We start from the raw sequence: 19,461 nt of genomic DNA on the forward strand, positions 1-19,461 counted from the left end.
AGAGCTGGGCGCTGGAGTCTGGACAAAGAAAAGCGCAAGTACCCGTATAGATTCGACGGGCATAAGACGATCTGGCGAAGCGGCGTTCTTTGCCGCACAGCCAGAGTGGCTTATGACCCTAGAATCTGGGTGCTGAAGTCTGGACAATAAGAAAAGCGCAAGCGCCCGTGTAGCTCTAAATGGCATTAAACAGAACATATCTCCAAACTAATAAGCAAAACAAAAACTGATCCGGAATTCCGGATCAGTTTTTGTTTATCCATTCGATTAATGCTTTTACCACTTGATCCTGTTGCTCGAATGCGGATATTTTGGCCGAATTGTCACCTTTTTGTTCACCGTACAACCCAAACTGTGCATGGTTTCCACCCTCAATTTCCTCAAAGATGCTGCCGTCCGGAAACAGTTCACGGCTCGCTTCAATATCATCAATCGTCGACAAGCCATCCAACTCTCCATAAATCGACAGCATTGGCAGCCCACTTTCTGAAAAGTCACTTGCTGGGTATGCCCCCAGGAAAAAAAGTCCACTAAGCTTCGGTGAATGGTCTTCTGCATAGAAAGAGGCAGCTACCCCACCCAAAGAATGTCCGCCAAGAAACCATTCCTCCACATCGGGATGTACTTCCATCACAGAACCCGCTGTTTCAGAACCAAGGATCCCAAAATTCAACGGCAACTGAGGAATCGACACTACAAATCCTTGTTCACTCAAGGATTGGCCAAGGTAGGCGTAAGCTTCCTTTTGGACTTTAGCCCCTTGATACAGGATTATTCCTTTGCCATTCGATGATTCGGGCTGGAAGAACAACCCTTCCCCGTCACTTTCAAGCGCAGACAAATCCACTCTTTCAGCCAAGGCTTCACTTGGCCCATAATCAAATTGGGCATAAACAACAAAACTGACAACCGCAATCACTAATAAAGCTAAAACGCTCATTGCAACACGCAACAGCCACTTTTTCATCGCGCCACCTTCTTGTCTGAACTTTTAGTAAGCCAAGCCTACACGGCTCTGAATAAATTCCTGTGATTGGAGCTGACGATAGGCGAATTCTGCTGTATCACCGACAGTAATTTCCTTGCCTTCTTCCGGCAGCAAGTCTTTCTCTGCTCGGTAATTGCCGCGTGCCTCGCCGTCTGGCAAGTATGTAGGGCAAACAATGGTCCAAAGAAGCTCTGTTTTTTCAAACAATCGGTAAACTGCTTCATGTTCTTCTGCAGCAAAAGTCAGCTTACGCTTGGAGTCCCCACCCTCGTAGCGAAGCAGACCCGGGCTGAGGCGACTGTCCAAAATCCCTGCCGTCCCAATTGTAATTATCCGTTTGATATCGTGATTGGCCATCGATTTGACAATCAGAGGTGCTGCTTCAGATAACGTCGTCGTTCTGTCCGTACCAATGGCACTAAAAACCGCAGTTGTCCCTGCGATTGTTCTTTCAATATCTTCCACGTTCCGCACATCTCCCAGAATAATTTCCAGGTTCGGATGTGTTTCCAATTTTTCTGAGCGGACCAAGGCCTTTACATGATGCCCATCTCTGAGTGCCCGCTTGAGAATTTCGCCTCCCACACGGCCAGTCGCTCCGAATATAGCCAGTTTCATCGTTTTTCCCCCTCATGTTCTGTCTATCAAAAACCTGCATGGTGTTTATTTGAAATGATAGCCTTTTTTCGCCAGTACTTGCTTTAAGCCTTCACGGCGTGGCTTGCTAAGAAAATCTGCCATTTGCTGTGTCCAGGTCGCTGTTTTCTGATTCGAGCCGCGGCTGGCGTAGTAGGCTTCGATTGTATTGTCGTATTCCGTCAAGAGAGTTTCATATTTGGCTTCATCGTATTCATTTTCATGTAAAATCGCTTCCACCGGCAACCGCGGCTTGACTCCATTCGCTTCGTTTGGCACACCGACCGTCAATCCGTAGACCGGAAAAACGCCTTCCGGCAATCCGACCAGTTCGCTGATCTCTTCCATATTATTGCGGACACCGCCGATATAGCAGATGCCATAGCCTTTTGATTCGGCAGCAAGAGCCAGATTCTGTGCCAGCAACCCGACATCGGTAACGGCAACAATCAAGTTTTCTGCGCGGTCAAAGACGATTTCCTGTCCTTGCAATTTTCCAGCGTGTTGCAGGCGATTGTAATCAGCGCACATTAAAAAGACCGCTCCGGCGCCTTCCATCTGCTTGGCGTTCTTGGATAACTCGCCCAGCTTTCTGCGTTTTTCAGGATCCGTGACCCACACAATCGAGTAAGCCTGTACAAAATGGGACGTCGCCGCATGCTGTGCTGCCTCAACCAGTTCACTGACTTCCTCCCGTGACAATTGTTTTTCTTTATAATCTCTTACGGACGCGTGTGCTTTCATTAATTCGATAACCATTGGCCCTATCCCCTCTCAGTTCATTTCTTCTATCGTACCAAATTCTCTGCCGCGATACTCTTCAGATGATTTTTGCTACAATAGAACCTACAGAGGTGAATGGATTTGAAAAATACGAAGACCGCTTTTTCCATCCTTTTCTTATTGGTTCTCGGCGGTTTTTTGTTCATATGGCTGGAAAAGGAATTGGCGTTCCGCGAAGAGCTGGAGCAGCGGACTTTGCCTTCCGGATTGCACCCCATCGTAGAAGAAAAACGGGATTTGCTGGTGGCGCAAGCTGCTGAAATCGGCATTGATATCCTGATTACCGACGGCTATCGTTCACCGGAAGAGCAGGATGGCCTCCACAGCCAAGGCCGTAGTTCGTCAGGATCTATCGTGACCTATGCAGAAGCGGGGGAATCCTATCATAATTATGGTTTGGCCATCGATTATGCATTGCGCCTGGATGATGGCTCGGTGGTTTGGGATATTGAACGGGATGGCAACGGCAACGGGGAAAGTGACTGGTTTGAAGTCGCAGCGATAGGCAAAAACCTGGGCTTTGACTGGGGTGGCGACTGGCAGCGCTTTAAGGATTATCCTCATCTGGAAATGACTTTTGGCTTATCCATCCGCGAGCTGCAGCAAGGCTGGCGGCCTGAAGATAAGATGGAATAGCCATTGTAACCGAAGGACACATTGTTTCGTCTTCTTTATAAAGGAGGCGGAACGGGGATGAAAATGGCTTTATCGGTTTGGATCGCTCCTCTTATTTTATTGCAGGCAGCTTGTGGCGCGGAGAATGCGGGCAATGAAAACATGAACAAATTAACTGACTTCCAGGTAATTTCTCCTCACAGCGAGTCTTCAGAAGCAGACTTTATTTACCGCTTGGCAACAGACCGGGATCAATACACCGAAGGCGAAGAAATAATAATTCAAGCTGAACTGGAATATACTGGCGAGGCGGAAACTATTGAAATTTCCCACGCCGCTTCCCCCTTCTATTTCCCACTTCGTGAAGAAACCCGGGCTTATGCTGTAGAGTACCCTATGAATGAACCTTTGCTGATTACTAAGTTGACGAGAGGCGAGCCTTTACAGGAACGCTATGCCGGCAGCGGCGGCTACAGTGCAGAAGAGGATGATGCCTATATTGAGTTTGTCGAAAACGTCATGAAAGAACAGTTTCCTACAGGCTACTACAAAATCGAAGGGTACGCGGATTTTTCTGCGATAAATGCCGATGGTTCCAGTACCCCTTATACAATCAGTGCAACCATCGACTTTATGGTAGTTCCAAAAAATTAAAGCAGCCCGGTTCAATTGAACCGGGCTGCTTTATTATTAGGAAAACAAAGTCATCTGTTACGGTAGTCGTGCAAATAAGACAGCGGAGTTATGTAATAAAGTTCCTCTGGACATCTTTGAGAAATTTTATGAAGTTCCCAAAACAGTTCTTTGGAAATTTCATACCGTTCGATCGAGTCCGGCATTTTTTTCATTTTAGATGTAGCCTGCTCACTTGCCACTTCTTCTATGTCCACCCAAATCGTTTTGTTCTCGCTGGCACCTCGCTGTTTTCCAGAAGCAGGAATCTCCATACTTAAACGTGCAAACAGGGTGATAAAGCATTTTCCAGCTTCTTCATGCGTAGCTTTGGATTTCGAGAAAAAAAAGTGCACTTCTTGTTGATCAGCAGATGGATTTTTCGACACGTTCCCTGTCATCCTTTCTGTTCAATGTATTATTCCATTTGAACAAACAAAAAGCCGAAAAGCCCTCCTAAGGAGAGATGCTTTTCGGCTTTGCTGGCAGCTCTATTCTCTGCAGCACTTGACCAAATTATTCGTTTTTATAGGCAACGTCACAAAATGTTGAGTTGGAGAGTACAAGGCGGAAACACTATTAGTTTTCCTGTTATTTCTAGCTTACCGGAATTTTTGAAATTAGTAAAGTGCCCTATTCCACCAAACTTCTGCACCCCAAATGCGTTTTTCAAATGCACAGCCAACTGAAAATTGATGCATTCTTTCAAGTTACCGCTATTCCCCATGCGCCCAGGAAATCCGTGGATCAATCTGCCTTGTCATACGGACCATGATAGGCTGAAAGCCCATTCGAGGCCAAAAATAGGAAGCCAACTGATTTGGAGTATGCCAATCCGCAAAAATATATTCAAATCCTTGCTTTTTCATTTCACCAAAGCAATGATTGGCTAATGCACGCCCTACTCCTCTTCCGCGAAGATCAGGATTGGTAGAGGCAGCAGGAAGTTCTGCACAATTCTCGGGCGTTACCATGCTCATTGGGTCTTCTTTGCGAAAATAGACATGGAATCCAGCAACTTGGTCTCCCTGCTCTGCCATCCACAAATAGGCATCCTGATCTTCAGTCAAGGATTCATAACTCTCTTTAACATCTTCCATCGTTTCACGTGTAATCGGCAGCCAGGACGGAGCCGTCGCCTGATGAATGCTGTTCCACATTGCCATTTTCTTGAGCAATGGCGCATCTTCTTTTCCGCCTTTTCGGAATTCAAGCTTTGGAAGCGTGCCATTATTCGGTTCAAAATCATCGAGCGAAAGGATGCCGTATTTCTGTTCAAAGCCAAAAGATTGATCCAGCCATTGGTCAATGACCGCCTCATTGCCAAGCGGCGCCAGCAGCATATGATGAAAGTAGCCGTGTTTGACCCATTCAGCTCCAGCATCTGCATACAGCAGCCTCAGCAACCTTGGATTTTCATGCTCACTGATTGCAATGGATTCATAGTCCATCCACACATAGCGGCCGCGCTTGGCATCTTCTTTAAATTCATACAGCAGATATCCGATGACATCGATGCCTCTTACAGCGACAATGCCATTGATAAAAGGCCGCTCCAATACCTTTCGGAGAACTGCTTCAGTGTCATCGATTTCTTCAAATTGGGCAGGCAAAAAATTGAAAATCTTCCGTTCCCGTTCATGCCGCTTCGCTAACAATACGGACATCTGACGAATATGCTTTTCTTCCATCCCTGTAATTTGAATCATCCACGATCACTCCTCTGAATAGAGTTTCACTTCCAGGATTCTGTAGTTGCCGACTTTCACTTTTTCACCAAACCGGACCGGAACCGGCTCTACAAAAATAGGGCCATCTATGATAATTGTATGAAATTCCCCTTCTTCACCGCAGGCATCCACGCCGGCAGCCTCCAGTTCACCGATCAGTTCGTGCGTAAACTCCCGTCCTAAAAAGCTTTCGTCCAACCGCTTCGTATCAACTACGGTAATAACAGCCCGGAAGCCTTCGTTAATCAGTTCTTCCAACAGTTTTTTCCGCGGCTCCTGCCAAAGTGGATGGCTGACATCCATGTCTGCTTCCGCACTGACTTTTTTTACCCATTCCAAATGGTCCTGCAAATCGATGTCGCCATAAACACCCATGTCGATGCCTTGCGCTTTGAATTTCTTCAACTGTTCGATAAATTCCTTTTCATAACCGGACCAGCTGGCTTTGCCAATAACTAAAGGCAATCCCATGCGGTCAGCCTGCGCTTCCATAACCTCAATCGGCAAGCCATGCGAACGGGATTTGGTGCCATCTTCTTCGAACATCGTAAATAATGCGAGCGGCACATGTCCTTCCAGCACCGCGCGGTAATAAGCGAGTGCCGAATCTTTTCCGCCGCTCCATGACATAACAAATGATTTTTGCATACTACACCTCTTCTTTTTTAATTCGCTGTTATTGTAACTAGTTCGCCGCCTCTTCCGAAAAACCCTTTTGCACATCTGGATTTCGAATTTCGAGAACACTGGCAAGCCCTTGGCGGTTTGCTGCAAAATCTTTTTTCGTTTTTTATTGTACTTCTATCCGTTTAATAGGCTAAAGCAAAGGGAAAACTCAACTATACCCAAAGGAGGCAAAAAAATGCAACAGCATAAATTATACGTAAATGGTGAATATATAGAATCTGCAGGAACAGAATGGATCGACATCATCAATCCTTCAACTGAAAAAGTCATTTCACAAATACCTAAAGGCACAAAAGAAGATGTTGATCGCGCAGTGGATGCTGCGTTTCAGGCACAGACAGCTTGGGAGTTGACCCCCAACATCGAACGCGGCAAAATTGTCCGCAAGCTCGGGGATAAAATTGCGGAGAGACGCGACACTTTTATCGACTTGCTGCAGGAAGAGCAGGGAAAAAGCTATGAGTTGGCAAGCGGAGAAGTGGACCTTGCCATTGACTATTTCCATTACATGTCCGAATGGGCTCGGCGTATCGAAGGTGAAATTTTGCCAAGTGATCGCCCGAACGAAAATATTTTTGTCTACAAAAAACCGATCGGTGTCGTAGCCGGTATTGTTCCGTGGAATTTCCCGGTATTTATCCTGGCCAGAAAAGTAGCCACCGCTTTTGTCACCGGCTGCACGATTGTCTTGAAGCCAAGCCAGCAAACACCGAACACCGCCATGGAATTCACTAAAATCATCCACGAGATGGATGAAGTGCCCGCAGGCGTCTACAATGTTGTTACAGGAACAGGCTCAGAGATTGGCAATGCACTCGCATCACACGAAAAAGTACAGCTGATCACCATGACCGGGAGTGTCCCAGCAGGTACAAAAGTGATGGAAGCAGCAGCGCAGAACATTACCAAAGTCAATTTGGAATTGGGCGGCAAGGCTCCGGCCATCGTCACGCAAAATGCGGATCTCGATTTGGCAGCTGAAGCCATCGCCACTTCCCGCTTGGCAAACAACGGACAGGCCTGCACAAACGCCGAACGGGTCTACGTGCATGACAGCATCGCAGATGAGTTCACAAAAAAACTCATTGCTGTGTTTGAATCGAAAGTTCTGGGAGATCCGCGTGAAAACAAAGAGGCCGATGTCGGCCCGCTCGTCAGCCAGGACCGTCTCGATACGGTACACGACATGGTCGAACAGGCGGTCACAGAAGGTGCCACTGTCGCAATCGGCGGTGAACGTGACAGCAGCAGGTCTGGATTTTTCTACAAGCCCACTATTCTGACAGGCGTGGAACACGACTCGGCCATTATCCGCGATGAAATTTTCGGGCCTGTTCTGCCGATTACCACCTACAGCACATTGGAAGAAGCTATCGAAAAAGCCAATGATACAGAATTCGGCCTTTCTTCCGCCATCTACACAAACGATTTGAACGAAGCCATGCAGGTTGTCAACGAGATGAAGTTTGGCGAAACCTATGTGAACCGCGAAAACTTTGAAGCGGTTCAAGGCTACCACGCCGGTATGCGCAAATCCGGACTCGGGGGCGCAGACGGCAAGCATGGCATGGAAGACTTCTTAGTTACGCAAGTGGTTTATATGCAGTATAAGAACGGCAAATAAATGAACACAAAAAACACTCTTCCTTTTTAGGGAAGAGTGTTTTTTCAGGTTGTCGAAAAACTTCTGCCAAGCCGTGGATTTCCGAAGCTTACCACTCACTTTCGAACCCACAGGATATGGTCATGCAGCAGGCGCGAAATGCTGTGCCAGTGAAACGTGGCAGCCTGAAGGGAAATGAAAAGTAAGACGAGTTTTTCAACAAGCTAAAAAAGCAGCCGGAAACTCCCAGCCGCTTTTCATCTTGTTATTTTCCTACCATGTTCTCCGGTTTAACCCATTCGTCGAACTGATCAGCAGTCAAATGCCCGCTGCTTACGGCAGATTCTTTTAAGGTGGTGCCATCTTTATGTGCTTGCTTAGCAATTGCAGCCGCATTCTCGTAGCCGATATGCGGGTTTAATGCAGTAACCAGCATCAATGAGTTGCTTACGTGATTTTGAATAACATCCAAATTGGCTTCAATACCTACCGCACAATGGTCATTAAAGCTGACCAAGCTGTCTGTCAACAGACGGACAGACTGCAGGAAGTTATAAGCGATAACCGGTTTGAAAACGTTCAACTCGAAGTTCCCCTGGCTTGCCGAGAAACCGATTGTTGCGTCGTTGCCCATTACTTGAGCCGCAACCATTGTCAATGCCTCGCTTTGAGTCGGGTTGACTTTGCCTGGCATAATAGAGCTTCCAGGCTCGTTGGCAGGAATCGTGATTTCACCGATCCCACTGCGGGGGCCGCTTGCCAACCAGCGTACGTCGTTGGCAATTTTCATGGCATCTGCTGCCAATGCTTTGATAGCACCATGTGTGTAAACCATTTCGTCATGGCTCGTCAGTGCATGGAATTTGTTTTCTGCAGAAGTGAAGGAAGTTCCAACTGCTTCACTGATGAACTCAGCAACTGAAGGACCAAAAGTCGGATCGGCATTGATGCCCGTTCCAACTGCTGTGCCGCCGATTGCCAATTCACGCATATGCTCAACACTTTCGCGAATCATGCGCTCGCTTTTTTCAAGCATGTGCTTCCAGCCGCTGATTTCCTGGCCCAATGTCAAAGGCGTCGCATCCTGTAAATGCGTACGTCCAATTTTGATGACTTCGTCGAATTGCTGTTGTTTCTCATCCAATGTTGCCTTCAGCTTTTGAACAGCAGGCACCAGGTTTTCGGCCACTGCCAAAACTCCTGCCACATGCATTGCTGTCGGGTACGTATCGTTCGAGCTTTGAGACATATTCACATCATCGTTTGGATGAAGTTTTTCGTCAGAATTCTGCTCTGCTAAAATCTCATTGCCGCGGCGCGCTAGAACTTCGTTCATGTTCATATTGGATTGTGTACCGCTTCCTGTCTGCCAGACAACTAATGGAAAATGATCGTTCCATTTGCCTTCGATCACTTCATTTGCAGCAAGTTCAACGGCTTTCATCTTCGCTTCGGATAATTTGCCCAGTTTATGGTTTGCTTTGGCTGTCGCTTTTTTCAATTGAGCAAAAGCCATGACGACTTCATGCGGCATACGTTCCGTACCGATTTCAAAATTCTGTACGCTGCGCTGCGTTTGAGCGCCCCACATTTTGTCCGCTTCAACTTGAATTTCACCAATGGTATCTTTTTCTGTACGATACTGCATTCCATTCACTCCAATTCTGATGTCTATGTATTCTTCTCTTCTATTATAACCACACACAAGCCTAAAAAAGCGACCTTTGCAGTTAAAAATCGCTGGTTTTGCTATTGAAAAATTCTTCGATTATTGCTTCATCAGAATGTGGAATATACTCGCCCTTAACGATTTGTGCACCGTTTATCGATCCGCTGGAAAGCAGGACCAAGTCATCAGGACCGCTTTCCTTCAAAGCAGCCAGAACCGCTTCGCGCCTTGAATTGGCGGTCACTACATGTTGCTTGTAAGGCACTGTGAACCCTTCCAATACCGCATTGATCACGGTACTCGGTTCGTTGTCGCCAGGATGGTCGACTGTGACCACAAGAACGTCCGCTTTCCCTTCCGCCGCTTTGGCCATTTTCGGCATTTTCGAGAAATCCCGTATCCCGATGCCAGCAATCAATGCAATCAGCCGATTGTGCGACAACTTCTTCACTTCTTGCAGCACCGAGGCTAAAGCGACCGGCGTATGGGCGTAATCCAGAATGATTTTGCGGTTTTCCGGGCCATGAATTACCTGAAACCGGCCCTCAACCTGGGGCATGTCCGGAAGAACAGCTAAAATATTTTCCAGCTGAACACCTGACAAAAGGGCTGTGCCGATCGCTGCCGTCAAATTAGCTGCATTGTATTCGCCATAAAGCGGCACATGGATCGGCCATCGCTTTTCCTGATAACATAAATCAAATTTCAATCCTGTATCCGAAGATTCGCAAGCCGTCCAGATCAAATCAGCTCCGGAATCCAGCTGGTTGCTGTATGTCAAATGAGGATAATCAATAACTTCCAAAATTTCCTTGGCCATACCTTCATCATCGATGTTGACTACAGCAGCCTTAGCTTGCTTGAATAACAAAAGTTTCGACTGAAGATAATGGGTGAATGTCTTGTGGTATTCCAAATGCTCTTCAGAAATATTTGTGTGGATGGCGACATCAAAACTGATGCCTTCCACGCGTTTTTGATCTAAAGCGATAGAAGAAACTTCCATCGCCACAGCGCGGTCTCCTTCTGTTACAAACTTCCCGAAAATTTTGTGAATATCGGACGAAATCGGAGTGGTCGGAGTGCTTTTATAGAAAGGAATTTTGCCATTGGCTCCTATAATCCCTGTCGTGCCAATAAACCCACAGGAAATGCCCAGAAGGTTAAATAAATTGTAAACGTAAGTAGCTGTAGTTGTTTTCCCATTGGTTCCTGTAACTCCAACTTTCAGCAAGTTTTTTTGAGGAGAATGGTAAAAGAAATCAGACATATAAGCAAGTGCTGTCCGAACATTCGCCACAACTGCAAACGAAAGATCAGGATGTTTTTCGGCATATTCAGCGATTATCTGCCGATTCGATCCGATAACTGTGGTGGCGCCGTTGCCGATTGCTTCTTCGATATACAAATGTCCATCGGTGTTTTCGCCTGGAACACAAAAGAAAGTGCAACCTTGGGTAACTTGTGTTGAATTGTATTCAATTGAACTGACTTTTGATATTGCAGGTCCAAATTGCTCGATTACGGGGAAAGATGGGATGCTGGTGAGTTGTATCTCCATTGAAAGGCTCCTTAGGGAAAATATTATGTCAAATACCTATAGTTTCACAGGAACATGTAACATTATTCTATCATTTCCCTCTGACAGCGCCAACATTTTAAGTCGAATTACGTCGAATTTTTCTGAAATGCTGACTTTTTCTGTACTTTTATTGGGCATAAAAAAACTGCTCAAGAATCTCTTTGAGCAGGGAGCTTTTATAATTATCTCACTTCAAGTTATTGCAATCGCCGGATTCCCGGGTCCAGAACCTAAAAAATTCAGCCAACCTACATCTAATTCCTGCTGTAGCCGCCATTTTTTATAAAGTTTTAGGTTTGCTTGCCTGCACATATAAAGTGCCGTCATTCACTTCAACGATCAGCACTTTTTCGTCTTGCCTGATCGCTTCATTGTTATAGCCGGTCGCACGTTTTGAAATCATTCCCGCGCAATTCTCCAGCACTACTTCCCCATATCCATCGACAGGAATTGAAATGATCACATTAGCCATTTGTCCAGGCAGCGGCTCTTCCGAATAGGTACTTAATGATTCTGCAGCAGACAGCGGCAATAAGATTAAAAAATATAAAACCACAGTTAAGACGGTTGCCGCCCCTCCACTAATCGCCAAGATCACCAATTCGCTCAGTTCTGTTGCTGTTTCCATCAAAAAGCCGATTGCAGAGCCAAATATGATGAAAGCGAGGATTACGGTCAGGTTGAACACCGGCAAACCACTCTTAAGGTCAGCAATGTCGCAAAAAAAGACACACAGTACTGTAAGCGCTCCTGATGCAAGCAGCGCATACATATAAAGCTGCTCCGCAGGTAAGCCAAAAACAACCATTCCAAAACCTCCCATTCCAGTAAGTCAATTTCCATCTCCCTTACTAATAACGAATAACTTCAGAAGAAGTTTCAGAATTCTTTTAAACCCAAATAAAAACCCGTTCTTCTTATAGAACGGGTTTTGCAAATTGAATTTCATGAAAACCTTGTACCAGTTGAAAGCCGATGCCTACATACCCTTCACGGAGCAACTGTTGCTGCTTTTCAAGATCATCCAGTTTGACTGTAACATGGTCGCTGTAGTGGCCCAATGGATTTTCCAGGTCTTTCACAAGAATATACCGCTGTAATCCGGCATACTTTTCCTTCAGGGCGGCAATGTGCATTGCCTGCGTAAACTTGTCTTTTAAACTGGGGATGTTCATTGGCGCAACAGTGCAGCAAACATAGCGATACTCTTCTTCAAGATTAGGCAACTCCTTCATAATGACCTCAGCTAATTTTTGCTGCAGGCGATTTCCCCGGTATTCAGGAAGCACCACAGAAATCTCCTGGTAAATCACTTTCCGCAATTGCTCTGGCGGCAGGCCGATATCCCAGCCCAAATGTTCTTCATCGATTTCAGGAATAAGCAATGCCCTGAAACCAATCAATTCATCTTCGACAAATGCCCCAACCATCAAGCCCCGCTCATTCAGAATAAACAAAAACTCTTCGGTAGCCAATGCCTGAAGGGAGTCCTTTTCGGGAAGCGATTCAATTACTTTTGCTTGAATCTGTTCGATCACGGGCAAATCTTCCAAATACAGCCGCTTCATAGAAAAGGGAAGTTTTTTATGAAGCACTTGGTTTGTTATTGTGCCTTCATGCAGCAACTTCATCAGCCATTCTCCTCCATATATTTTGTAGCTATAGAATACCACTTCCATTCCAGAACGTCTGCAAGTTTTTCACTATATTACAAAGCCAACTATCTTGTTGGAGAGCTGGAAAACAGTTCAACCGCTGTCTCTTTTAAAAACCTCTCAATTTCTTTTTGATTGCGCAGCAAAATGACTTGGTTGTCAGGACTTTCTTCTATAAATTGTTCCAGACGCTTTCTCATCTTTATTTTTCGGGCACCGTATGTGGAGATGATGAACTTCAGGAAGTCTTTGTCCAGTTTTTCCGGACAACCGGCGGCCATATCGGGACGTGTTTTTCCATGATTCATAATGCGGCGCTTGAACACTCGGTACAGGCATACGGCTAACGGCAGTTCCAAATAGATGATAGTATCGGCTTTTTGCCTTCGAATTTCATAAGTACTTGTGTAATTTCCTTCAATGATCCAACGGTCCTGTTCAACCAGCCGCTGCTGTTTTTCACTGAATTCTAAATCGCTGCTTTCCACCCAACCTGGCTTCCAAAAATAAGCATCCAAGTGATGGACCGGAATTGCTGCTATGTCTGCCAAGCTTCTTGAAAAGCTTGATTTGCCAACCCCAGATGATACGCCAAGTACCATAATTCTCTGCATAACCGCGCCTCCCGATTGTTTCTCTGTTCAGTTTTTTTATTATAATTCATGGTGGAAAAGAAAAGTAGCAAAAAGAATATTTCATAATCCCTTGCAATATATGTAACCCCATGTTATTCTAAGGAAGAATTATTTTTGTTCGGATAACTTTTTACAAAGTGTCAGATGTCCATCTGCAAGATTTGAGCAAGGATAGTAATACAATGTATGCTTACGCATACGAGGAGGAAACACACATGGAACAAGGTAAAGTAAAATGGTTTAACTCAGAAAAAGGATTTGGCTTCATCGAACGCGAAGGCGGCGACGATGTATTCGTACATTTCTCTGCAATTCAAAGCGAAGGATTTAAATCTCTTGACGAAGGTCAAGAAGTAACTTTCGACATCGAGCAAGGCCAACGCGGTCTTCAAGCTACTAACGTACAAAAAGCTTAATCTAAAGTCAAACTATCAATGAGCTCTTCTTCGGAAGAGCTTATTTTTTTATTTTATGAAGGTGTGATCAGGGAAATCCTGGCCGCGCCTTTTTCTCATTCAAAAAAAAAAAAACGGTATTGCCTTATCAGCAAATACCGTCTCGTATTTCTTTTAATTCAGCCAAAAGTACAGTTGGAAAACTGCAAAAATCAAAATACATACGGCAAGCGTTCCAAAAACGATCCCCAATGCTAATTTTTTTCCGGTCATGCTGTCACTCCTTTTTCATTCTCAATTCTTCAATGGTCTCGGTAATTTCATAAGCTCCTGCCCCTTTATTCGACAAGACTGTGAGAACATTGCCCTCTTCAGGGTAAAATGCAGAATGGAAACAGACCCCGGGATCGTATCCCATAACATGGTATTTCACCAATTCATCCCCATGTCTCTGAATCCATAGTCCATAGCCATAATCGCCGTCTTCGCCGGATGCATGCACTTGGAGCATGGTCTCCAGCATCTCTTTCGTCACTAAGGCGCCGTCCATCAGACTGCTCCAGAAATTCGCCATATCACTCGCTGTGACATAAGCTCCGCCGTCAGCACCTCCGCGGATCGGGATAGCGTATTGGTTTGTACGCCACATTCCATCTTCTTCAATATAACCGAAAGCCGTTTCACCAGGCAGCCGGTCTAAACGGAAATAACCCGAACTTTCCATCTTGGCTGGACCAAAAATCTGATCTTCCACAACTTCGGCAAACTCTTTGCCAGTCACCTGCTCCACGATCAGGCCAAGTGCGATAAATCCAGCGTTGTTGTAGTGGAATTTCTCACCCGGCTTGAACATCATTGGCTGGTCTTTAAATAGAGGAATAAAATCTGAAGCGGTTTGCATGGTGTACATCGGCCGCTGTTTCCATAGCTCTTCATAATCGCCCATGACCTGTTCATCAAAATAATCCGGAATGCCGGATGTATGAGTCAATAGCTGATGAATGGTAACGTCGAAATGCGGAAAAGCCTGCGGCAGCAATTCGGATAACTTGTCGCTGAAATTGAGCTTTCCTGCCTCCACCAATTGGCACACAGCGACAGCCGTGAAAATCTTGCTGCCCGATGCAATGCCGAACCTTGTATCGACAGCATTCGGCCGTTCATCTGCACGATTGGCAAATCCTCTTGCTGCTGTCCAGGTTTCCTCTTTACGCAAAAAGGCGGCGCCTGAAAAATCGATTTCTTCCATCTTGTCCATAATTGGAGTAGCTGGTTTCTCCTGCTGAAACCGTCCGTCTTCTGTAATGTTAATGTGGCGGCCATCTGACAGCTCAATCGATAAAGGATGCGTCTCACTTTTTTGTTTCGAAAAATACCAGACGCGCTTTGGTGCCACCAATAAAATATAAGCATGTCCGCTCCCTAGGAAATTCAATGCATTTGGATCGATCCCTTTATAGCCCCTCACTGGAATATCCATCTCTTCAAGCTGCCCACCGACTTCTTCAACATGTGGTGTTGTGATGCTCACTTCACTGATGCTAAGCAAAGAGTCGACTGTGAAATTACCCATGCGATCGACGCTGCGCCGCGCAATGAATTCAATGACATTGCCGGCAGGATCCTGGAAATAAAATGCATCAGCATCGAAGTTGGCGTAAAAAACTTCATCCATTCCCTCTTGGCGATTCAAGGTTACTCGCTCACCAGCCCACCATTTAGCGAGTGTAAACTGGTTGCCTGGAATGTTCAGCGCATAATGATAGATAGCTGGTCTTTCGGATTCCTGAAAGACTAACTGGGATTCTCCAATCGATAGCGTAAAGCTGCTTTCATCTTCTTCAACAATCCGGAAGCCAAGTTGGTATTCATAAAAGCCCTTCATGTCTTCTAACTGATTTGTGTATAAGGTCACCTTTTTAAACATGTCCTCACTCCTTGCCTTTAGCATACCGAAAAATCCGATTTTTTACCTCTTTTAGCCATAAAAAAAGAGCCCAGAGGCTCTTTTTTTATGGCTGTCGGAAGTGTTTAAGAAGACAGGCCATTGTTGACTGCGGAGCGAAGCCGGATCATGTCGCGGCATTCAATGCCATTCTCAAAAATCGGCTGTGGGTAATTCCGCCTGAAAAAATCCGGATCAATCGCATGCATCCGAAACCCGCATTTCTGATATAGCGCAAGTTGATCCAGGCTCGAATTGCCGGTACCGATTTCCACAAACGTAAATCCGCGGAGTGCCGCTTCAGCCAAAGCATGCTGCAGAAGCTGACGCCCGTATCCTCGGCCCCGGAAGCTTTCTGCAACTGCAATATTCTTTATTTCCACAACGGTGTCTGACAGAGCGAGCAGTACGTATACGCCGACAATTGCGCCGCCCTGCTCTCCGATTGTGCACCAGCCGGATTCACAATAAGCACGCACCAGGCTTTCGGAAGGATCCGCTTCGAGCAACAAGTCCATCGGCAGCGGTTCATGAGCCTGCAGCAGACGGAATTCCATCATTTCTTTTCTTTGAAGCCTTGGTCGATCAAATAATTTTCAGCATCGTCAAAAGTTCCGAAGCTTTCTTCCAGGTTTTTCCCCGTATAAATATTCCAGAATGGCTCTTCATAAACCAAATCCAATTTCACGTTGTCGCGGCTGACCCACGTTTTATCATAAGGCGGTTCCGGTTCCAGTGACAAGTAATCCAAAGAATCAGCCAGGACGCTGCGCAATTCCTTTTCAGAAAAATCACGGATATTGACGAAGCCTTTCTTATCCGCTTCATAATGCGGCAAGTTTCCTACATAGACAAAGCCATTGCCTGTCGGATGCAAATGGTAGACAACGATTTTCTTGTCATACAAGCTCTCTTCATAATGAAAGTTCACCCGTTTCATCGATACATCTTTTCTTGTCAATTCCGGAAAAGATTCAATAATTTCCAGCTTTTGTTCAAATGTCAACAATCTCATTACCTCATTTCTTAGTTTCAGTTAGTTCATCAAAAACATTAGTAAGATCCAAAATATAGAACTGCTGTATGGAGAAAATCGCAGAAATATATGGTTACACCCGTTTCGCATTTTTAATTACCATTCAGTATAACATGCCAACCACAATCCCACATCCATAGAAAAAAGCTGCGCGAACGCAGCTTTTTGGCTTCACTATAAAATTGAATAACGATTTTACTTAAATAACTTACTTTTTCTTGCCAAATGGCCACCAGACACCCCGGTCAAAGGATACTGAAATTGCCGGTATCAATAATGGCAGGACGATCAATCCGTACAGCAGCAATCCAGTAATGACGATGGTTGCAATCTGCACAAGGCTCAAGACTCCGGATGGCATCATGGCACCGAATGTACCTGCTAAAATGATCGCTGCTGTGATGATGACAGTTCCCATCTTCGCCATCGATGTACGCATCGCATCGCGAACGGTGATGCCGTTAAATGACTCTTCTCGGAACCGGTCGAGCAGGAAAATCGAGTAGTCGACTCCGAGCGCCACCAGCATGACAAAGCCAAAGAATGGCACTGCCCAGCTGATGCCATCATATCCGAGACCGTTGACAAAGATTAATTCCGCAATGGAAATCGATGTGTAGTACGTCAACAACAGCGATCCAATCATATACAAAGGCATGATCAATGACCGGAAAAGAATTGCCAGCACAACAAACAGGCTGATCAGCATGATGATCACGGTATTCGTAAAGTCACTGGAAGATACTTCTTCCAAATCGCTGTTGATGCTCGAAATCCCGCTGAATGCAATTTCCGCGCTTTCAAGCGGTGTTCCGGCTACAGAGCGTTCCACCGTTTCCTTAATCTCAGAAGTAATGACAATGGCTTCATGAGAGTATGGATCTTCCGACAAGATGACTTCCATCATCATTCCTGTGCCGTCGGCAAAAGAATAACGGTCCAATACCTGTTCAAAATCAGCGCTTTCAAGTGTGCCTTCCGGAATGAACAGGCCCGTATCGCGAACAGCTTCGCTGCCGCTCATTTCCTCCATCATATCGACAGCTTCCGTCAAACCGGTTTCAATTTCTGCCAGGCCATCGTTTGAAACACCGACTCCATCTGCCAATTGCGTTAACCCGGCACTAAGTTCTGCTGTTTGGCCTGCTGCGCCAGCCAAACCTTGCTGAATTTCCGACAACCCGCCGTTGATCTGGGCCAAAGCACCAACAGTTTGTTGAATGTTGCCTGTTTGCTGCAGACCTTGAGAAACCTGTTCCAATTGCTGATTGATCTGGCCGAGCCCTGCTGCCGCCTCGTCCAGTCCTTCCGAATCACCCGTTTGTTCACTGATGGCCGTTAAGTTGGTTTGGACTTCTGATAGCCCTGCCTGCACTTCACCGATTCCACCGCGTGCTTCGCCAAGCCCATCCGCCAGCAAGCCAAGCTGCTCGTCGACGTAAAGCTCATCGATTACTTCTCCCGTTGGACGCGTAATGGATCGAACCGTTTCAACCCCATCAATTTTTTCGATTTCTGCACTTAACGATTCAAAATACGGGACAGTTGATCGGTCCGCCAATGAGTCTTCTGACTTCACAATCACTTGAACAGGCAGTGAATCACCTTGTCCAAAGCCTTCTTCAATCGCACGCAAGCCTTTCACCGATTCATATTCCGAACCAATTTCATCTACTGTATTAAATGACAAAGAATTATCGTATGTGAACAGCAAAGGCACTGTAATCACAGCTACCACCAGCATCGACAACAATGGCCGGTTGATCGACAGCTTGCTCATGGTGACCCATAGTTTGCTGTCATTATGGGAAGCTGATTTTTTCGCCGGCCAAAATAGTTTTTCTCTCAATAAAGACATGAAAAACGGCACGATGGTGTATAGAACCAGCAGCAGGACGAAAATTCCAACAGCTACCGCTACTGCAGATTTAAAAATCGGAAATTCGGCAAAGCCGATGGCAAAAAACCCGATAAATACAGCGATTCCGCTGATCAGCAACGTTCGGCCTGCCGTTTTGTAAGTATTAATAATTGACTGTTCTACACCATGTCCTGCCGAAAGTTCTTCTTTATAGCGGCTCAACAGCAGGATACAATAATCTGTTCCGATTCCGAATAGAATTGCCACCAGGAATATTTGCGTATAGTTGGATACCGGGAATCCGAACCAATCGATGAAAAACGCAACCAGTGACTGGCTCAATAAATATGTGATTCCGACTGCCACAAGCGGTATAAACGGTGTCACAATTGAACGGAAAACGGCCAGCAATAAACCAAAAATCAAGACAACCGTGATAATTTCGGTGCGCTTTAATCCTTCCTGTGCACTAATGTTGACATCATTATTAATGATGGCTTCTCCCGTCACATAGGCGGTCAAATCTTCAGGAATAATGGTCTCCCTGATGGTATCGGCAACAGTGTTCACTTCTTCGTCCGTTCCATCAACTGTAATGGGCATCAAAACCGTTTGGCGGTCTTCCGAAATGAGCTGGCTTTCCAGTTCTTCGCTTTCAACCGGATTTAAGACGCTCGTCACCGGCTCTCCCAGTGCTTCGATATCTGCTGCCATCTGTTCGAGCGTTTCGCGCATCGAATCCGTCAGTTCACTTTCCAGCGGCATGACGAGAGAAATTGTTTGGTCCGAGGCATCCGCATCCGTCAGAATACTTGAAGCGATTTGCGAAGAAGCTTCATCAGACAGCTGAAACGATCCTGCCTGTTCTGCCTGCTCCGTTAAATTAGGCGCCAATAAGAATAAGGCGACTGTTAATACTATCAATCCTATGGCAATCGGCCATTTGAATTTTAATACGCTATGCATCTG

Annotated in this window: 19 protein-coding genes; 4 read left to right on the top strand and 15 right to left on the bottom strand. The window is 45.7% G+C overall.

What is annotated here, in order from left to right; all coding sequences use genetic code 11:
• Positions 1-244 precede the first annotated feature (244 nt).
• Genes GJB59_RS02315 through GJB59_RS02325 form a run of 3 tightly spaced genes read right to left on the bottom strand, consistent with a single transcriptional unit; the run spans position 245 to position 2,383 of the window.
• Entirely contained in the window at positions 245-967 is a 723-nt protein-coding gene (locus GJB59_RS02315) for an alpha/beta hydrolase (RefSeq protein WP_142827357.1), read from the bottom strand.
• A 24-nt stretch (positions 968-991) separates the two neighbouring features.
• Positions 992-1,606, bottom strand: a complete 615-nt coding sequence (locus GJB59_RS02320; protein ID WP_142827358.1) for an NAD(P)-dependent oxidoreductase — start codon at positions 1,604-1,606, stop codon at positions 992-994.
• A 45-nt stretch (positions 1,607-1,651) separates the two neighbouring features.
• Positions 1,652-2,383, bottom strand: coding sequence for an NADPH-dependent oxidoreductase (locus tag GJB59_RS02325; RefSeq protein WP_142827359.1), 732 nt, complete (start codon positions 2,381-2,383; stop codon positions 1,652-1,654).
• A 105-nt stretch (positions 2,384-2,488) separates the two neighbouring features.
• On the opposite strand from GJB59_RS02325, the gene GJB59_RS02330 reads away from it, so the two are divergent.
• Together GJB59_RS02330 and GJB59_RS02335 are read left to right on the top strand one after the other, a co-directional pair.
• On the top strand, positions 2,489-3,043 hold the full coding sequence (locus GJB59_RS02330; RefSeq protein WP_142827360.1) for a M15 family metallopeptidase: 555 nt from the start codon (positions 2,489-2,491) through the stop codon (positions 3,041-3,043).
• Between the two features lie 57 nt (positions 3,044-3,100).
• On the top strand, positions 3,101-3,676 hold the full coding sequence (locus GJB59_RS02335) for a hypothetical protein (protein ID WP_142827361.1): 576 nt from the start codon (positions 3,101-3,103) through the stop codon (positions 3,674-3,676).
• Positions 3,677-3,726: 50 nt separating this feature from the next.
• Here GJB59_RS02335 and GJB59_RS02340 read toward each other — a convergent pair whose 3' ends face one another.
• The 3 genes from GJB59_RS02340 to GJB59_RS02350 form a co-directional block, all read right to left on the bottom strand.
• Positions 3,727-4,083, bottom strand: coding sequence for a hypothetical protein (locus GJB59_RS02340; protein WP_236015372.1), 357 nt, complete (start codon positions 4,081-4,083; stop codon positions 3,727-3,729).
• Between the two features lie 327 nt (positions 4,084-4,410).
• Entirely contained in the window at positions 4,411-5,403 is a 993-nt protein-coding gene (locus GJB59_RS02345; protein ID WP_142827363.1) for a GNAT family N-acetyltransferase, read from the bottom strand.
• A 6-nt stretch (positions 5,404-5,409) separates the two neighbouring features.
• A complete protein-coding gene (locus GJB59_RS02350; protein WP_142827364.1) occupies positions 5,410-6,072 on the bottom strand; it encodes a Dph6-related ATP pyrophosphatase in 663 nt (220 codons plus the stop codon).
• A gap of 214 nt (positions 6,073-6,286) precedes the next feature.
• Here GJB59_RS02350 and aldA point away from each other — a divergent pair, with 214 nt between their 5' ends.
• A complete protein-coding gene (aldA, locus tag GJB59_RS02355) occupies positions 6,287-7,735 on the top strand; it encodes an aldehyde dehydrogenase (protein ID WP_142827365.1) in 1,449 nt (482 codons plus the stop codon).
• Between the two features lie 244 nt (positions 7,736-7,979).
• Here aldA and fumC read toward each other — a convergent pair whose 3' ends face one another.
• From fumC to GJB59_RS02380, 5 genes are all read right to left on the bottom strand, one after another.
• Complete coding sequence (gene fumC / locus GJB59_RS02360; protein WP_142827366.1) at positions 7,980-9,362, bottom strand: class II fumarate hydratase; 1,383 nt, start codon at positions 9,360-9,362, stop codon at positions 7,980-7,982.
• An 82-nt stretch (positions 9,363-9,444) separates the two neighbouring features.
• Positions 9,445-10,944: a UDP-N-acetylmuramoyl-L-alanyl-D-glutamate--2,6-diaminopimelate ligase gene (locus tag GJB59_RS02365; RefSeq protein WP_142827367.1), complete on the bottom strand. Its 1,500-nt coding sequence runs from the start codon at positions 10,942-10,944 to the stop codon at positions 9,445-9,447.
• A 301-nt stretch (positions 10,945-11,245) separates the two neighbouring features.
• Positions 11,246-11,773, bottom strand: a complete 528-nt coding sequence (locus GJB59_RS02370) for an NfeD family membrane protein (RefSeq protein ID WP_142827368.1) — start codon at positions 11,771-11,773, stop codon at positions 11,246-11,248.
• A 109-nt stretch (positions 11,774-11,882) separates the two neighbouring features.
• Positions 11,883-12,596, bottom strand: coding sequence for a hypothetical protein (locus tag GJB59_RS02375; RefSeq protein WP_142827369.1), 714 nt, complete (start codon positions 12,594-12,596; stop codon positions 11,883-11,885).
• An 89-nt stretch (positions 12,597-12,685) separates the two neighbouring features.
• Positions 12,686-13,234, bottom strand: coding sequence for a P-loop NTPase family protein (locus GJB59_RS02380; RefSeq protein WP_142827370.1), 549 nt, complete (start codon positions 13,232-13,234; stop codon positions 12,686-12,688).
• 236 nt (positions 13,235-13,470) lie between these two features.
• Between GJB59_RS02380 and GJB59_RS02385 the strand changes: the two genes are divergently transcribed.
• Positions 13,471-13,671: a cold-shock protein gene (locus GJB59_RS02385; RefSeq protein ID WP_006830093.1), complete on the top strand. Its 201-nt coding sequence runs from the start codon at positions 13,471-13,473 to the stop codon at positions 13,669-13,671.
• 256 nt (positions 13,672-13,927) lie between these two features.
• Here the strand turns inward: GJB59_RS02385 and GJB59_RS02390 are convergent, their stop codons facing one another.
• The 4 genes from GJB59_RS02390 to GJB59_RS02405 form a co-directional block, all read right to left on the bottom strand.
• Complete coding sequence (locus tag GJB59_RS02390; RefSeq protein ID WP_142827371.1) at positions 13,928-15,577, bottom strand: serine hydrolase; 1,650 nt, start codon at positions 15,575-15,577, stop codon at positions 13,928-13,930.
• A gap of 104 nt (positions 15,578-15,681) precedes the next feature.
• Positions 15,682-16,155, bottom strand: a complete 474-nt coding sequence (locus GJB59_RS02395) for a GNAT family N-acetyltransferase (RefSeq protein WP_142827372.1) — start codon at positions 16,153-16,155, stop codon at positions 15,682-15,684.
• Positions 16,152-16,604, bottom strand: coding sequence for a hypothetical protein (locus tag GJB59_RS02400; RefSeq protein WP_142827373.1), 453 nt, complete (start codon positions 16,602-16,604; stop codon positions 16,152-16,154). Before GJB59_RS02400 ends, GJB59_RS02395 begins: the two co-directional genes overlap by 4 nt.
• A gap of 235 nt (positions 16,605-16,839) precedes the next feature.
• Complete coding sequence (locus GJB59_RS02405) at positions 16,840-19,458, bottom strand: MMPL family transporter (RefSeq protein ID WP_142827374.1); 2,619 nt, start codon at positions 19,456-19,458, stop codon at positions 16,840-16,842.
• Between the last annotated feature and the right edge of the window lie 3 nt (positions 19,459-19,461).

This window comes from Planococcus soli, from assembly GCF_016881065.1.
Classification (GTDB): domain Bacteria; phylum Bacillota; class Bacilli; order Bacillales_A; family Planococcaceae; genus Planococcus; species Planococcus soli.

Coding starts and splice junctions, on each gene's coding strand:
- GJB59_RS02315 (WP_142827357.1), bottom strand. CDS start 967: ATGAAAAAGTGGCTGTTGCGTGTTGCAATGAGCGTTTTAGCTTTATTA.
- GJB59_RS02320 (WP_142827358.1), bottom strand. CDS start 1,606: ATGAAACTGGCTATATTCGGAGCGACTGGCCGTGTGGGAGGCGAAATT.
- GJB59_RS02325 (WP_142827359.1), bottom strand. CDS start 2,383: ATGGTTATCGAATTAATGAAAGCACACGCGTCCGTAAGAGATTATAAA.
- GJB59_RS02335 (WP_142827361.1), top strand. CDS start 3,101: ATGAAAATGGCTTTATCGGTTTGGATCGCTCCTCTTATTTTATTGCAG.
- GJB59_RS02345 (WP_142827363.1), bottom strand. CDS start 5,403: ATGATTCAAATTACAGGGATGGAAGAAAAGCATATTCGTCAGATGTCC.
- GJB59_RS02350 (WP_142827364.1), bottom strand. CDS start 6,072: ATGCAAAAATCATTTGTTATGTCATGGAGCGGCGGAAAAGATTCGGCA.
- aldA (WP_142827365.1), top strand. CDS start 6,287: ATGCAACAGCATAAATTATACGTAAATGGTGAATATATAGAATCTGCA.
- fumC (WP_142827366.1), bottom strand. CDS start 9,362: ATGCAGTATCGTACAGAAAAAGATACCATTGGTGAAATTCAAGTTGAA.
- GJB59_RS02365 (WP_142827367.1), bottom strand. CDS start 10,944: ATGGAGATACAACTCACCAGCATCCCATCTTTCCCCGTAATCGAGCAA.
- GJB59_RS02370 (WP_142827368.1), bottom strand. CDS start 11,773: ATGGTTGTTTTTGGCTTACCTGCGGAGCAGCTTTATATGTATGCGCTG.
- GJB59_RS02375 (WP_142827369.1), bottom strand. CDS start 12,596: ATGAAGTTGCTGCATGAAGGCACAATAACAAACCAAGTGCTTCATAAA.
- GJB59_RS02380 (WP_142827370.1), bottom strand. CDS start 13,234: ATGCAGAGAATTATGGTACTTGGCGTATCATCTGGGGTTGGCAAATCA.
- GJB59_RS02385 (WP_006830093.1), top strand. CDS start 13,471: ATGGAACAAGGTAAAGTAAAATGGTTTAACTCAGAAAAAGGATTTGGC.
- GJB59_RS02390 (WP_142827371.1), bottom strand. CDS start 15,577: ATGTTTAAAAAGGTGACCTTATACACAAATCAGTTAGAAGACATGAAG.
- GJB59_RS02395 (WP_142827372.1), bottom strand. CDS start 16,155: ATGATGGAATTCCGTCTGCTGCAGGCTCATGAACCGCTGCCGATGGAC.
- GJB59_RS02405 (WP_142827374.1), bottom strand. CDS start 19,458: ATGCATAGCGTATTAAAATTCAAATGGCCGATTGCCATAGGATTGATA.